The sequence below is a fragment of the Massilia sp. 01N417 genome, from assembly GCF_056399645.1.
The window spans coordinates 132985-147883 of sequence record NZ_JBFTRS010000011.1; the positions used below are offsets into that span (position 1 = coordinate 132985).

At 67.1% G+C, this 14899-nt stretch carries 14 protein-coding genes; 3 read left to right on the plus strand and 11 right to left on the minus strand.

All coding sequences use genetic code 11. From position 1 onward, the window contains the following. Positions 1–5: 5 nt before the first annotated feature. The 8 genes from AC1DOQ_RS13850 to garD form a co-directional block, all read right to left on the minus strand. Positions 6–1262 carry a glycerate kinase type-2 family protein gene (locus AC1DOQ_RS13850; protein WP_477364850.1) on the minus strand — a complete coding sequence of 419 codons (1257 nt, stop codon included), beginning with the start codon at positions 1260–1262 and terminating at the stop codon, positions 6–8. After that, positions 1259–2152 carry a 2-hydroxy-3-oxopropionate reductase gene (gene glxR, locus AC1DOQ_RS13855; protein WP_477364853.1) on the minus strand — a complete coding sequence of 298 codons (894 nt, stop codon included), beginning with the start codon at positions 2150–2152 and terminating at the stop codon, positions 1259–1261. The genes AC1DOQ_RS13850 and glxR overlap by 4 nt, the downstream gene beginning before the upstream one ends. A 27-nt stretch (positions 2153–2179) precedes the next feature. Beyond that, the gene (garL, locus tag AC1DOQ_RS13860; RefSeq protein ID WP_477364856.1) at positions 2180–2962 is read right to left on the minus strand and encodes a 2-dehydro-3-deoxyglucarate aldolase; all 783 of its coding nucleotides are present in this window, start codon (positions 2960–2962) and stop codon (positions 2180–2182) included. Positions 2963–2989: 27 nt separating this feature from the next. Beyond that, positions 2990–4330, minus strand: coding sequence for a glucarate dehydratase (gene gudD / locus AC1DOQ_RS13865; protein WP_477364859.1), 1341 nt, complete (start codon positions 4328–4330; stop codon positions 2990–2992). Between the two features lie 26 nt (positions 4331–4356). Continuing rightward, positions 4357–5649 carry an MFS transporter gene (locus AC1DOQ_RS13870; protein ID WP_477364991.1) on the minus strand — a complete coding sequence of 431 codons (1293 nt, stop codon included), beginning with the start codon at positions 5647–5649 and terminating at the stop codon, positions 4357–4359. Between the two features lie 206 nt (positions 5650–5855). Beyond that, the gene (locus tag AC1DOQ_RS13875) at positions 5856–6758 is read right to left on the minus strand and encodes a LysR family transcriptional regulator (protein WP_477364863.1); all 903 of its coding nucleotides are present in this window, start codon (positions 6756–6758) and stop codon (positions 5856–5858) included. A gap of 11 nt (positions 6759–6769) precedes the next feature. After that, a complete protein-coding gene (locus AC1DOQ_RS13880) occupies positions 6770–7843 on the minus strand; it encodes a porin (RefSeq protein ID WP_477364866.1) in 1074 nt (357 codons plus the stop codon). A 98-nt stretch (positions 7844–7941) separates the two neighbouring features. Further along, positions 7942–9498 (minus strand): galactarate dehydratase, encoded by a 1557-nt coding sequence (gene garD, locus AC1DOQ_RS13885; protein ID WP_477364869.1) that lies wholly within the window; start codon positions 9496–9498, stop codon positions 7942–7944. A 117-nt stretch (positions 9499–9615) separates the two neighbouring features. Between garD and AC1DOQ_RS13890 the strand changes: the two genes are divergently transcribed. Then, positions 9616–10374: a FadR/GntR family transcriptional regulator gene (locus tag AC1DOQ_RS13890; RefSeq protein WP_477364872.1), complete on the plus strand. Its 759-nt coding sequence runs from the start codon at positions 9616–9618 to the stop codon at positions 10372–10374. Positions 10375–10457: 83 nt separating this feature from the next. Next, a complete protein-coding gene (locus AC1DOQ_RS13895) occupies positions 10458–10676 on the plus strand; it encodes a hypothetical protein (protein ID WP_477364875.1) in 219 nt (72 codons plus the stop codon). Here the strand turns inward: AC1DOQ_RS13895 and AC1DOQ_RS13900 are convergent. Further along, positions 10666–11883: an MFS transporter gene (locus tag AC1DOQ_RS13900; protein WP_477364878.1), complete on the minus strand. Its 1218-nt coding sequence runs from the start codon at positions 11881–11883 to the stop codon at positions 10666–10668. The two genes, AC1DOQ_RS13895 and AC1DOQ_RS13900, sit on opposite strands and share 11 nt — an antisense overlap. 75 nt (positions 11884–11958) lie before the next feature. Between AC1DOQ_RS13900 and AC1DOQ_RS13905 the strand changes: the two genes are divergently transcribed. Continuing rightward, a complete protein-coding gene (locus tag AC1DOQ_RS13905; protein WP_477364880.1) occupies positions 11959–12750 on the plus strand; it encodes an AraC family transcriptional regulator in 792 nt (263 codons plus the stop codon). Positions 12751–12921: 171 nt separating this feature from the next. Here the strand turns inward: AC1DOQ_RS13905 and AC1DOQ_RS13910 are convergent, their stop codons facing one another. Beyond that, positions 12922–13362, minus strand: a complete 441-nt coding sequence (locus tag AC1DOQ_RS13910) for a hypothetical protein (RefSeq protein WP_477364883.1) — start codon at positions 13360–13362, stop codon at positions 12922–12924. Between the two features lie 58 nt (positions 13363–13420). Further along, positions 13421–14635, minus strand: a complete 1215-nt coding sequence (locus AC1DOQ_RS13915; RefSeq protein ID WP_477364886.1) for a lanthionine synthetase C family protein — start codon at positions 14633–14635, stop codon at positions 13421–13423. Positions 14636–14899 lie beyond the last annotated feature (264 nt).

The following is a 14899-nucleotide window of genomic DNA, read 5'->3' on the forward strand; positions in this document are numbered from 1 at the left end:
GACGGTCATTCCACCAGCACCGCCCGAAAATCGTTCACATTCGTCAGCGTCGGCCCGGTCACCACCGAATCCCCCAGCGCCCCGAAGAAGCCGTGCCCGTCGTTGTCCTGCAGCGCATCGGCCGGCCTGATTCCCAGCTCCCAGGCCCGCGCCAGCGAATCAGGCGCCAGCAGCGCGCCCGCGATCTCTTCCTGGCCGTCGACGCCGTCGGTATCCCCGGCCAGCGCGTGAATCCCCGCCTGGCCCTCCAGCGCCAGTCCCAGCGACAGTAAAAATTCGACATTCCGTCCACCGCGGCCCTGGCCGCGCACCGTGACCGTGGTCTCGCCGCCGGACAGCATCACGCAGGGCCTGGCGAAAGGCTGGCCGTAGTCCGCCACCTGGCGCGCCATGCCCGCCATCGCCTTGCCGACGTCGCGCGCCTCGCCCTCGATCGCATTGCCGAGGATATAAGGTGTGATGCCGGCTTCGCGGGCGACCGCGGCCGCCGCTTCCAGCGCCATCTGCGGGGTCGCGATCATCCGCGTTTCGCAGCGCGAAAGAACCGGGTCGCCCGGCTTGACCGATTCGCCGCGTCCGCTCTCCAGCACCTCGCGTACCGCCGCCGGCAGTTCGATGCCGTAGCGGCGCACGATGGCCAGTGCGTCGGCGCAGGTGGTCGGGTCGCCGACGGTCGGGCCGGAGGCGATGTCGCAGGGACGGTCGCCCGGCACGTCGGAGATCAGCAAGGTGACCACGCGCGCCGGGTGGCAGGCCGCCGCCAGCCGTCCGCCCTTGACGGCGGAGAGGTGGCGCCGCACGGTGTTCATTTCGCCGATGGTGGCGCCGGAGGCGAGCAGCGCGCGGTTCACGAGCTGCTTGTCTTCCAGCGTGATGCCGTCGAGCGGCAGGGGCAGCAGCGCGGAGCCGCCGCCCGAGATCAGGCAGATCACGGTGTCGTCAGGCGTCAGGCCGCCGACCAGTTCCATCATGCGCCGGGCCGCATGCAGGCCGGCTTCGTCCGGCACCGGGTGCGCGGCTTCGATGATCTCGATGCGCTGGCAGGGCACCGCATAGCCGTAGCGCGTGACGACCAGGCCGGACAGCGGGCCGGCCCAGCTCTGTTCCAGCGCCCGCGCCATCGCGGCCGAGGCTTTGCCGGCGCCGATCACGATGGTCCGGCCGGCGCCTTGCGAAGGCAGGTGCGGCGGCACGCAATGCCCGGGCTGCGCGGACTCGATCGCGGCCTCGAACATCTTCAGCAACAGCGCGCGCGGGCTCATTTTTGCTGCTGGCCGATTTCGAAATTCGCCATCATCTCCAGCGCGCGCACCATGCCCGAGTGGTCCCAGCCGGCGCCGCCGTGGGCCGCGCAGCTGTTGAACAGTTCCTGGGCGGTGGCGGTGTTCGGCAGCGAGACGCCGATCGCGCGCGCGCTCGACAGCGCCAGGTTCAGGTCCTTCTGGTGCAGCTCGATGCGAAAGCCCGGGTCGAAGGTGCGCTTGACCATGCGCTCGCCGTGCACCTCGAGGATGCGCGATGCCGCGAAGCCACCCATCAGCGCCTGGCGCACCTTGGCCGGATCGGCGCCCATCTTCGATGCGAACAGCAGGGCTTCGCCGACCGCCTCGATGTTCAGGGCGACGATGATCTGGTTGGCCACCTTGCAGGTCTGGCCGGCGCCGTTCCCGCCCACCAGGGTGATGTTCTTGCCCATCAGTTCGAACAGCGGCTTGACGCGATCGAAGGCCGCTTCCGAACCGCCCGCCATGATGGTGAGGCTGGCCGCCTTGGCGCCGACTTCGCCGCCGGAGACCGGGGCGTCGACGTAGTCGCAGCCGAGGGCCTTGATGCGTTCCGCGAACGCCTTGGTCTCGACCGGGGAGATCGAGCTCATGTCGACCACCACCTTGCCCTTTGATAAGCCTTCGGCCACGCCGTTCTCGCCGAACAGGGCCGATGCCACGTGCGGCGTATCCGGCACCATGGTGATGATGACGTCGGCGTGCTGCGCCACTTCCTTGCTGGAAGCGCAGGCCTTGCCGCCGGCCTCGACCAGCGCCCCCGGCACGCTGCCGTGAGTGTAGAGGTAGACGTCGTGGCCGGCCTTGATCAGGTGGCCCGCCATCGGGGTGCCCATGATGCCCAGGCCGATGAATCCGATTTTGCTCATTGCTTTCTCCGTAACTTTGCGTGTCTTTTACAGCGCGTACTTGTCGCGCAGGCCCTGCGTGGCGGCGCGGAACAGGCCCTGGTCGCTGCCGACGGCGACCATGGTCGCGCCCATCTCGATGTAGCGGCGCGCATCGCTTTCCACCGGCGCCAGGATCCCGACCGGGATGCCGGCGGCCTTGGCCGCGGCGAACACGCGCTGCATCGCTTCCTGCACTTCCGGATGGCCGGCATTGCCCAGGTAGCCGTAGCCGGCCGCCAGGTCCGAGGGGCCGATGAAGACGCAGTCGACGCCGTCCACCGCGCAGATGGCCTCGATGTTGGCGACCGACACGCGGCTCTCGATCTGCAGCGCCACCGTGATGTTGCGGTTGCTGACCTTGTGGTAGTCGGGGATGGTGCCGAAGCGGTTGCCGCGCATCGACACCGACACCCCGCGCACGCCTTCCGGCGCATAGCGGGTGGCGGCGATGGCCTGGGCCGCTTCCTCGGCGGTCTCGACGAAGGGGATCAGGAAGTTGTAGAAGCCGGCGTCGAGCAGGCGCTTGATCTGCACCGTGTCGTTCGACTGCGGGCGCACCACCGGCGCGCTCGGGCTGTCCTTCAGCGCCATCAGCTGCAGGATGAAGCTGTTCAGGTCATTCGGCGAGTGTTCGCCGTCGAGCAGCAGCCAGTCGAAGCCGGCCAGGCCGAGGATCTCGGTGGTGAAGGGATTGGCCAGCGAAGACCAGCAGCCGATCAGCTGTTTGCCCTCGCGCAGGTCCTGCTTGAAGCGGTTCGGGATGCCGCTGTAGGGAGTGGTGTAATTCATGATGGTCTCCGGTGAGCGGAAAAATGATCAGCGCACCAGGCAGGGGCGCTTGTTGTCGAAGGTCCAGTTGGGGACCAGGAATTGCATGGCGGCGGCGTCGTCGCGCGCGCCAAGGCCCATGTTTTTATACGCTTGATGCGCCTTCTCGAGTTCATCGAGATCGATTTCGATGCCCAGGCCCGGCTTCGACGGAATGCGGACCAGGCCGCCCTCGATCTTCAACGGGTCTTTCGTCAGGCGCTGGCCGTCCTGCCAGATCCAGTGGGTGTCGATGGCGGTGACCTTGCCCGGGGCGGCGGCGCCGACGTGGGTGAACATGGCCAGCGAGATGTCGAAGTGGTTGTTCGAGTGCGAGCCCCAGGTCAGGCCGAACATCTCGCACAGCTGGGCCACGCGCACCGAACCCTGCATGGTCCAGAAGTGCGGGTCGGCCAGCGGGATGTCGACCGACTGCAGCTGGATCGAGTGGGCCATCTGGCGCCAGTCGGTGGCGATCATGTTGGTGGCGGTCGGCAGGCCGGTGGCGCGGCGGAACTCGGCCATCACTTCGCGGCCCGAGAAGCCGCCTTCCGCGCCGCAGGGGTCCTCGGCATAGGCCAGCACGCCGTGCTTGTCGCGGCACACGCGGATCGCTTCCTTGAGCGACCAGGCGCCGTTCGGATCGAGCGTGATGCGGGCGTCCGGAAAGCGCTCGTGCATGGCATTGACGGCTTCCATCTCTTCGTCCGCGGACAGCACGCCGCCCTTCAGCTTGAAGTCGTTGAAGCCGTAGCGCTCGCGCGCCGCTTCGCACAGGCGCACCACGGCTTCCGGCGTGAGCGCTTCCTCGTTACGCAGGCGGAACCAGCTGCTCCCGGCATCCGGCTCGCTGCGGTAGTCCAGGTTGGTCTTCCTGCGGTCGCCGACGTAGAACAGGTAGCCCAGCATCTCGACGGCATCGCGCTGCTGGCCTTCGCCCAGCAGGGCGGCGACCGGCACGTTCATGAACTGGCCCAGCAGGTCGAGCAGGGCCGACTCCACCGCGGTGACGGCGTGGATGGTGGTGCGCAGGTCGAAGGTCTGGTTGCCGCGGCCGCCGGCATCGCGGTCGGCGAAGGCCTTGCGCATCGCATTCAGGATGTTGTTGTACTCGCCCAGGGTCTTGCCGACGATGAGGGGCTTCGCATCCTCGATGGTCTGGCGGATCTTCTCGCCGCCCGGCACTTCGCCCAGGCCGGTATTGCCGGCGCTGTCGGTGATCAGGACGATGTTGCGGGTGAACCAGGGGCCGTGGGCGCCGGAGAGGTTCAGCAGCATGCTGTCCCGGCCGGCGACGGGGACGACGCGCAGGTCGGTGACGACGGGGGCGCCGGATACGTAAGTAGTCATGGATGCGTCCTTTGGAACTTGAAGATTTACTTGGCGATCAGCGATTTGCTCAGGCTGACGCGCTTGATGTCGCCGACGATGAACAGGTAGCAGGCGATCGCCAGCGCCGCGTTGGCGCCGACGTAGACCAGCGCGCCGGAGAAGGAACCGGTGCCCTGCACGATGTAGCCGATGACGATCGGGGTGGTGATGCCGGCGGTGTTGCCGAAGGTGTTGAACAGTGCGCCGCTCAAGCCGCCGGCTTCCTTCGGCGAGGTGTCGGATACGACCGCCCAGCCCAGCGCGCCGACGCCCTTGCCGAAGAAGGCCAGCGACATCACGGCGACCACCAGCATGTCGGTCTCGATGTAGTTACAGGCGATCATGCTCATCGACATGAGCATGCCGAGCACGATCGGCACCTTGCGCGACACCGACAGCGAATAGCCGCGCTTGGCCAGGCGGTCGGACAGCCAGCCGCCGCTCACGCCGCCGATGAAGCCCGCGATCGCCGGCAGCGAAGCCACGAAGCCGGCCTTCAGGATGGTCATGTGGCGCTCCTGCACCAGGTAGACCGGGAACCAGGTCAGGAAGAAGTAGGTGAGGGTGGTGATGCAGTACTGGCCGATGTACACGCCCAGCAGCATGCGGTTGCTCAGCAGCTCCTTGATGGCGGCGAAGGTGTTGACCTGGGCCGGGGCCTTTTGCGCGCCGTCGAGGTCGACCAGGGCGCCGCCCTCCTGGATGTATTTCAGTTCGCTCTGGCTGACCGAGGGGTGGTCCTTCGGGCCGTAGATGACCTTGAGCCAGACGAAGGCCATCACGATGCCCAGGCCGCCCATCACGTAGAACACGCTGTGCCAGCCGTAGGAGTGCACCAGCCAGCCCATGATCGGCGCGAACAGCACGGTGGCGAAGTACTGCGCCGAATTGAAAATGGCGGCGGCCAGGCCGCGCTCGTTGGTCGGGAACCAGGCCGAGGCGATGCGGCTGTTACCCGGGAAGGAAGGTGCTTCGGCGGCACCGACCAGCAGGCGCAGGGCGAACAGCAGGGTCACGGCGGCGCCGCCAGCGACGAAACCGGCCGCGCCGGTCAGCATGGTGAAGACCGACCACAGGAAGATGCTGAAGAAGTAGGTGATCTTGGAACCGAAGCGGTCCAGCAGCCAGCCGCCCGGCAGCTGGGCGATCACATAGGACCAGGCGAAGGCCGAGAACACGAAGCCCATCTGGACCGCATCCAGGCCGAGTTCCTTCTTGATGCCCGGCGCGGCGATCGAGATCGTGGCGCGGTCGGCGTAGTTGATGGTGGTGATGACGAACAGCATGGCGAGAATCATCCAGCGCGTGCGGGTCTGGACTTTGGCGGCGCTGGCAGCCCTGATGGCTTGTGCTTGTTCCACAAGTGTCTCCTGATGTCGTTGTATCGCTCCCGCCGGCGGCAGGAGTCCGATCGATTTATGTTTTTATGACACCAATCTTAGTCCGCCAATCATGCTCATCCAAACCAATGACTGTCTGGATCGATTCAAGAATTGGATCGTTGCTAAGGTGTAAAGCCCGGTACGAACGCAGGCAGGATATCGCGTCGAAATACTTGCAGGATGGGGTTGTTGTTGTCGCGGCGGTAGGCGCAGACGGTCTGCACGGGTGCGAAAGGCTCGGTGCTCATCGTGCGCAGTACGACCCCACGCAGCTGCAGGCGCGCCGCCGCGGTGGGAATCAGGGCCACGCCCACGCCCGAGCTGACCAGGGCCAGCATGGTGTGGATCTGGCCGATGTGCTCGACCACGTCGGGCGTCACGCCGGCGGCGTCGAAGCAGTTGTTCAGCAGCTGGTAGAAGTAGCGCGCCTCGTAGGGCGAGTACATCAGGAAGGGCTTGCCGTGCACGCAGGCGAGGGTGGGCCGCTCCGGCCAGTCGGCCGCCTCGCGCTCGGGAATCGCCAGCATCAGCGGCTCGGTCGCCAGCAGCACGGTCTCGAGTTCGCCATGGCGCGCGTGGGGACGCATCAGGCCGATGTCGAGCTGGCCGCTGTCCAGTCCCTCCAGTTGCGAGGTGGTGACCAGTTCCTTGAGCGTGAGCGAGATGCCGGGCGCGCGCTCGCGCAGGCGCCGCACCAGGTCGGGCAGCAGGCCGTAGCCGAAGGCGGCGGTGAAGCCGATCGCCAGCGAGCCCTGTTCGCCCTTGGCGACCCGGCGCGCCGTGACCACCGCTTCGTCGGCCATGCGCAGGATGCGCGCGGCTTCCGGAAAAAAGGCCTTGCCGGCGGCCGTCAGGCGCACGCCGCGGCTGCTGCGGTCCAGCAGGCGGGTGCCGACGTGATGTTCGAGCAGCTGGATCTGGCGGCTCAGCGGCGGCTGCGTCATGTTCAGGCGCTCGGCGGCGCGCCCGAAATGCAGTTCCTCCGCCACCGCGACGAAGCAGCGGACCTGGCTGATCTCGAACATCCAGTCTCCTTTTAGAACGTGTGGCGGATACCCAGGTTGTAGCCGGTATTGCCGGTACCCGACTCGGTATTGTTTGCCACAGTGTAGCCTGCGCCGTTCTGGTTGTTGATATGGGCGTAGGCCGCGTACAGGCCGGTGCGCTTGGACAGGCCGTACAGGTAGCCGATACCCCAGGAACTGGCGTCCTGGTTGAAGCTGGTGCGGTCGTCCTTGTGCATCACCGACGCCATCAGCGTGCCCGGGCCGATCGCCGCGGAGATGCCCAGCAGGACCGAGCGTCCGTCGGTCGACGGGGTCGGCTTGACGCCACCGTAGGGATTGTTGGCATTGCCCAGCGTGGCGGCGTTGAAGCCCTTGTCGATGCCGTAGGCGAAGCGCAGCGACACCGCCTGCAACTGCCAGGCGGCGGTCAGCAGGGTGTTGCGGCCCAGCGAGCGGCTGACGAAGGGCGCGCTCGCGGTGGCGGTGACGTCGCTGTTCTTGCTGTTGTAGGCCGCGCGCAGGACCAGCGGACCGTTGGCGTAGCCGATCGCGCCGCCGAACTGGCGGCCGGTCGAGGCATCCGGCTGCTCGCCGAAGGCATACGCCAGTTCGCCGTCGAAGCCGTTCAGCTTCGGCGATTTATAGGTGATCGTGTTGCTGGTGCGGACGTTGGTGCCGTTGTCCGGGAACAGGTTTTTCGAGGTGCCCGCATAGCCGGTGCCGAAGGGGTCGACCGCGGCCAGCGCCGTGTGCCAGGGCGTGTACTGGCGGCCCAGGGCCACCTGGCCGGCACGCGTGTTCAGGCCGACGAAGGCCTGGCGGTTGAAGATGGTGCCGGCGGCATCGACCTCGCCGGTATCGATCTTGGTGCCGTTCTCCAGCGTGAAGAAAGCGGACAGGCCGTTGCCGAGGTCCTCGGTGCCGCGGAAGCCGATGCGCGAGGCCGACGCGGCGCCGCTGGTGATCTTGGTGGACGGGCTGGCGACGCCGCCGTGCTCGCCGACGATGGCCGCGTCCACGATGCCGTAGATCTGCACCTGGGTCTGGGCCTGTGCGGCCGCGCCGGCGGCGAGGCCGACGATCAGTGCTGCTGCTTTCTTCATGCTGCTGTCTCCTGTCTGTTGTTATGGGTAGGGGCGTGCGCCGGCCGCGCCGGCTTTTGACAAGCCGGTCGCGGTCGCTGCTTGGATGAAAACGGGTCTTACGTCACCGGGGCCGGATTGAACAGCGCCAGCGCGTTATGCAGGCGCCAGTGCTCGGCCCAGGTTTTCTTGCGTCCGCTGGCGACGTCGAGGATGAAGTGGAACAGCTCCCAGCCGACGTCCGGAATCGTCGCTTCGCCGGTGGCGATGCGGCCGGCGTTGATGTCCATGAGGTCATGCCAGCGCCGCGCCAGGTCGTCGCGGGTGGCGACCTTCACCACCGGCACCGCCGCCAGTCCGTAGGGCGTGCCGCGGCCGGTGGTGAACACGTGGACGTTCATGCCGGCGGCCAGCTGCAAGGTGCCGCAGATGAAATCGCTGGCCGGGGTGGCGGCGTAGATCAGGCCCTTCTGCTCCAGCTTCTGGCCCGGCGACAGCACGCCGGTGATGGGCGCCGTGCCGGACTTGATGATCGAGCCCATCGCCTTCTCGACGATGTTGGCAAGGCCGCCCTTCTTGTTGCCGGGCGTGGTGTTGGCGCTGCGGTCGACGCCGCCGCGCTTCAGGTATTCGTCGTACCAGGCCATCTCGCGGATCATGGCCTGGGCCGTGGCTTCGTCGACGGCGCGCGCGGTCAGCTGGTCGATGCCGTCGCGGACTTCCGTCACTTCCGAGAACATCACGGCGGCGCCGGCGCGCACCAGCAGGTCGCTGGCGAAGCCCACCGCCGGATTCGCGGTCACGCCCGAGAAGGCATCGCTGCCGCCGCACTGCACGCCGACCACCAGGCTCGATGCCGGGCAGGTCTCGCGCTTGCGGGCATTCAGTTCCATCAGGTGGCGCTCGGCGGTGTCCATGATGGATTCGATCATGGAGCCGAAGCCGACGTGGGCGTTGTCCTGCAGGCAGACGTGGTCCGGGCCGGCGACGTCCCTGATCGGCAAGGCGCCGGCGGGGAACAGGCGCGCCGGCTGCAGCTTTTCGCAGCCCAGGCTGACCAGCATGGCGCGGCCGCCGAAGTTCGGGTTCTTCGCGATATTGCGCAGGGTGCGGATCGGGATCTCGGCGCCCGGCGCTTCGATGGCGACGCCGCAGCCGTAGGTGTGGTCGAGGCTGACGACGTCGTCGACGTTCGGGTACCTGGGCAGCAGCTCGTCCTTGATGCGCTTGACCGCGAACTCGACCACGCCGGACACGCACTGCACCGTGGTGCTGATGGCGAGGATGTTGCGGGTGCCGACCGAGCCGTCCGGGTTGCGGTAGCCTTCGAAGGTATAGCCTTCCAGCGGGGGCAGGGGTTCGGGACGGATGGTGGCGATGGGCAGGTTGTCGAGCTCGCGCGCGGGCGGCATGCCGACCAGGGATTCCTCGACCCACTGGCCCGCCTCGATGTCGCGCAGCGCATGGCCGATGGCGACGTTGTAGCGCAGGATGGCTTCGCCTTGCGGGATCGGGCGCAGCGCCACCTTGTGTCCTTGCGGGACCTTGTCCTGCAATACCAGGCCGTCGGGGAAGACGGTGCCGGCAGGCAGGCCGCCATCGTTCGCGACGATGGCGACGTTATCGTTGTCGTGCATCCGGATGCTGCGTGGCGTTCCGGTCGTGTGTGCGTCCATCTGAGTGCCTCCGTGCTACCTGATTGGTGGTGCGCCAGTTGTCTGACGTCTTACAAGCTGAGGGCCAGTATAATCAGGCATTCCTAAAATAGCAATCGAATGAGCCAAAGGTCGGCAATGAGCAACATGACGCTCCCAGCACCTCGTAAACACCGCAATCTGGCCCAGCTCGTGGTGGCCCAGCTGACCGAGCACATCCGCAGCGGCGAGCTGAACCCCGGCGACAAGCTGCCGACCGAAACGGAAATCATGGCGGAACAGGGCGTGAGCCGCAGCGTCGTGCGCGAGGCAATTTCGCGCATGCAGGCGGCCGGCCTGGTCGAGACGCGCCACGGCATCGGCACCTTCGTGCTGCCGCCGGCGCCGCCCATCATGGGCATCGACCCGGCCACCGTGGTGACGGTGCGCGACGTGATCGCGCTGCTGGAATTGCGGATCGGCCTGGAGACCGAGGCAGCCGGCCTGGCGGCGGCGCGCCGCACCGAGCCGCAGCTGGCGGAGGTGAGGGCGGCGCTGGCGGCCCTGCAGCAGGCCGCGCGCCGCGGCGAGGACACCGTCGAGCTGGACCAGCGCTTCCATCTCGCCATCGCCCAGGCGTCCGGCAACGAATACTTCCGCGCCATCCTGCAGCACCTGGGCGCCAACATCATCCCGCGCGCGCGCATCAATTCGGCAAGGCTGACCCATGCCGATCCGGTGGCCTATATGGAACAGGTGGGGCGCGAGCACGAGCAGATCGTCGACGCCATCGCGCGCGGCGATGCGGAGTCGGCCCGGGCGGCGATGCGCCTGCACATCGGCAACAGCAGGGAGCGCCTGCGCAAGGCCCAGGAGGCGCTGGAGGCGGCCCAGGGAACGGAAGCCTTGCCGATGTAAGATGTCTGACAAGTTCGCGATGCGGCTGAATCGTGCGGCAGCCGAGCTGTCATACAATCAAGCTTCTAATCATGGAGCTTGCCATGCCTATCTACCGCGTCTGGTACCGGGATAATCCTGAACCCTTGCAATTCGCTGCGCCGAACCGCTGCAGCGACATGGAAATCCTCGAGCAAATCCTTGCTCAAGAAAAAATCGCCCTGGCCGGCGAAGGGCCGACCGTGAGCGAGATCATCGAGAAGAATCGCCTGGCGCCAGTGCGCTACACCGAGGACGAGAGCGAACTCAACGTTATCGAGTAGGGCGGGCCTTCTCCATATTCGGCAGCAGCGCCGCCAGGATCCCCAGCAGCGGCAGGAAGGACGCGATCCGGTACACCTGCTCGATGCCGGCGACGTCGGCGATATGCCCCATCGCGGCGGCGCCGATGCCGCTGATGCCGAACATCAGGCCGAAGAAGATCCCGGCGATCATGCCGACCTTGCCCGGCACCAGCTCCTGGGCGAACACCACGATGGCGGAGAAGGCCGAGGACATCACCAGGCCGATCACCACCGACAATACGGCGGTCCAGCCCAGGCTGGCGTAGGGCAGGGCCAGGGTGAACGGCGCCGCGCCCAGGATCGAGACCCAGATCACGCGCTTGCGGCCGATGCGGTCGCCGATCGGGCCGCCGGCGAAGGTGCCGATCGCCACCGAGGCCAGGAACAGGAACAGGTACATCTGCGCGGTGTCGACCGGCACATGGAACTTTTCAATCAAGAAGAAGGTGTAGTAGCTCGACAGGCTGGCCATGTAGATGTACTTCGAGAACACCAGCATCGCCAGCACGGCCAGGGCCTGGATCACGCGCTTGCGCGGCAGCGCCGGGCCCGCGTGGGCGGCCGCCTTCTTCGGCGCGTTTTTCAGGTGGCTGCCGTACCAGCGGCTCACGCCCACCAGCACCGCCACCGCCAGCACGATCAGGACCGCGCACCAGGCGAACTTGCCATGGCCGCTGCCCATCAGGATCGCGGCCGCCAGCAGCGGACCGAGGGCCGAGCCGAGGTTGCCGCCGACCTGGAACAGCGACTGCGCGAAGCCGAATCGTCCGCCCGAGGCCAGGCGCGCCACCCGCGAGGCTTCCGGGTGGAAGGTCGAGGAACCGACGCCGATCAGGCCGGCGCCCACCAGCAGCATGCCGAAGCTGCCCGCCACCGACAGCAGGCCCACGCCGATCAGGGTCATGCACATCCCCATCGGCAACAGGAAGGGGATCGGGCGCTTGTCGGTGTACAAGCCGATCCAGGGCTGCAGCAGCGAGGCGGTGCACTGGAAGGTCAGGGTGATCAGGCCGACCTGGGTGAAGCTGAGGGCGAATTCCTGCTTCAGCAGCGGGTAGATGGCCGGCAGCGCGGCCTGCACGCAGTCGTTCAGCAGGTGGACGAAGGCGACCGAGAACAGGATCTGCAGCACGGTGCCCGAGGCCGCGGCCTTGACGGGGGCTGGGGTGGAAGTCGTGGAGCTCATGGCGATGGATGATCTGGAAAGCATACGAGTGTAATATGGACAGTCCGAACGCATATTCCACTTTTCGTCGCCCAAGTGACACTCACGCCCTCTCCCCGCTATCGCCCGCGCTTCCTGTCCCTGCCGCGCAAGGTCACCGCGGTGCCGTCCGAGGCCCGCCACGGCGACATGATCGAAGCCCACAGCCACCCCTGGGTGCAGCTGCTGTACGCCAGCGACGGCCTGATGCGGGTGCGCACGGAACTGGGCGTCTGGATCATCCCGCCGCGCCGCGCCCTGCTGATCGCGCCGGGCGTGCTGCACGAGCTGACCATGCTCAGCAACGTCAACATGCGCACCCTGTACATCGACGCCGAAGCGGCCGGCAGCCTGGTCGCGGATTGCAAGGTGCTGGAAGTGAGTCCGCTGCTGCGCGAACTGATCCTGGCGCTGGCGCAGGAGCCGGTCGACTATCCGGCCGAGGGCCGCGGCGGCGACCTGGCGCGCCTGATCCTGTCCGAACTGGCGGCGATGGAGACGGTGCCGATCGCCGTGCCCTGGCCGCGCGACCGCCGCCTGCAGGCGCTGTGCACGGAGATCATGGCGCAGCCGGGCAGCCCGCGCCGCCTGGACGACCTGGCGCTGGACGCCGGCGCCAGCGCGCGCACCCTGATCCGCCTGTTCCCGAAGGAGACCGGCCTGCATTACCGCCAATGGGTGCAGCAGGTCCACCTGGCCCATGCCTTCGAGATGCTGGCGCGCGGGGAAAGCGTGGGCGCGATCGCGCGGGCGCTGGGCTATGCGAGTCCGAGCGCGTTCACGAGCATGTTCAGGAGGCTGCTGGGCAGGACGCCCCAGCATTACCTGGCGGAGTGGAAGGGGAGTTAGACGCGATTCGGGAGCCGCCGGCCGGGGGAGGAGTGGCGCCGCCGCATTCGCATGCGAGGGCACCGCGCGGCCAGCGGCGCTGATTACGATAAGCGCATCAACCTGCAGGAGGTTTGTGCTTAATCAATCTCAATTAAATTACGTCGCCCCCGCGAAGGCGGGGGTCCAAGTTCACTTCAACTCAACGTGCCGGATATTCCGCCGCCATTCCGACAGCGACTGCAAGGTATCCGTTTCCCCATCCTCGACCAGGATCTCGTCGCCATTCTTCGCAACCAGGAAGCTGGCGCGGCGGTGAATGTCCTGCTTGCGGTTTTCCACGAAGCTGAGCTGGTAATAGGCCTTGCCCTCGATGACGCGCGGCGCGGGATCGTCCTCGATCACGGCGCCGTGCACCTTGCCCTTCGAGCTCTTCTCGATCTGCTCCGACCACGTCTTGATCTCGGGCAGCGCCATCAGTTCGGCGATGGCCTGGTCGCGTGTGCGGGTGGGAGCGGCGGGCGCCTCGGCGGCGGCCGGCTTGGGCGGCGGCGGCGCTTCGCGCTTGCAGGCGGCAAGGGCGCACAGGGCGAGGACGGTGGCGCCGATCAGGCGGACAGGACGTGTGGACATGGGTGAAGACATTGTGGACCAAGAACCAGTCTACACCCAGCATAGTCTTATGGGCAACTTATCGCAGGAACACGTCCAAGGTCGGGAAGGCGGCCTCGGCGCGGATGCAATCCCATAGATAAATGGCGAAGCCGGGGTCGCCGGTCCACAGCGAATAGTGGCCCTGGCCGTAGCGGACGATGTCGCGCTCGACTTGCATGATGCCGTGCATGGCGAAGGCGCGCGCCCGCCGCAGCCAGCGCGGGTCGCCGGTACGCCGGTAGAGGACCAGCAGGGCATAGCCGTTGCCGCCGGTACCGTGGCAGAGGTTCGACCCCTTGGCCAGCGGCCCGGCCGCCCAGGTGGCTTCGCCGGCTGCGAGCAGCAGATCGTCGAGCTCGTCGCCGGGAAAACCGGCCAGGCAGATCACGAAGCCCGGCGCGCCATGGCAGAACTGCAGCAGCTTCTTGTTCGCCTCTCTTTGGGTGCCGAACAGTTGCGGGCGCCAGTTGGCCTGGTCGCCTTCGCGCGTGGCGGTGCGGCGCACGGTGTTGGCGATGCACTGCCGCCATTCGGCCCAGCGCGCATCGCCAAGCAGCCCGCGTCCGCGGATCAGCGGCAGGGCGGTGGCGACGAAACCGTGGACGGCGTCCAGGTAGGTCGAGCGGCTGCCGTACAGTTCCTGGGTCCAGTAGGCGCAGCCGGCCTCGCCGGACCACTCGAGCTGCTTCCACAAGGCGTCGGCGGTGGCGCGGAACAGTTCGGCCCAGCAGGCCTCTCCGCTCCGCTCGTGCAGGAAGAGGGCGGCCAGCAGGGTGCCCGGCGCGCCCCACATCAGTTCGCGCGCGGGATGGTCGATGTTGCCGGCGACGAGCTCGCGCAGCGCTCCAGCGCGCTGCGGATCGGGCGCGCGTGCCCAGGCCATCATCTGGATCGGTGTGTCGCCCATCAGCCAGGAGGCGCGTTCCTGTGCCAGTCCCTGGGCGGCGAGCCAGTCGCGGTTGCGCGCCAGCAGGAGCTCGCAATCGGCCAGGTAGTCGCGCGACAGCCGTGCCGCGCCGCAGGCCTGCAGGTAGTGCAGGGCCCAGATCACGCCGGCGGCGCCGTGGTAGAGCGGGGTTTCGATGGTATCGACGTCGTCACCGTCGCGGTCGAGCGGGTGCAGGGGCCAGTAGCGTTCCGGGTCGAACTGCGCTTCGCTGTCGGCGACGATGCGGGCGATGGCGGCGCGGGCTTCGGCTTCGTCCCACGCGCGCGGGACCAAGGCTTCGTGGCGGGCGGGAGCGTAGAGCATGGGTGTCTCGGAGGCGGTGAAACGCCCATTCTACCCAAGGGCTCATTCTCAAGAACTCACTCGCTCACTTTCTCGCATCGAGTTTCAGCTATCGGGAGTACCTGTTATTGCATTGTGTCCCCGCAAGCTATAGCAGGGGTTGGTAAGCAAGAATCGCCGATGCACTCAACCATTAGGAGACAGGGAATGGCAGCTGACGCATATCTGCAAATCGATGGCACCAAGGGCGAATCGGCCGATTCGGGCCATCAGGTCATGCATGAC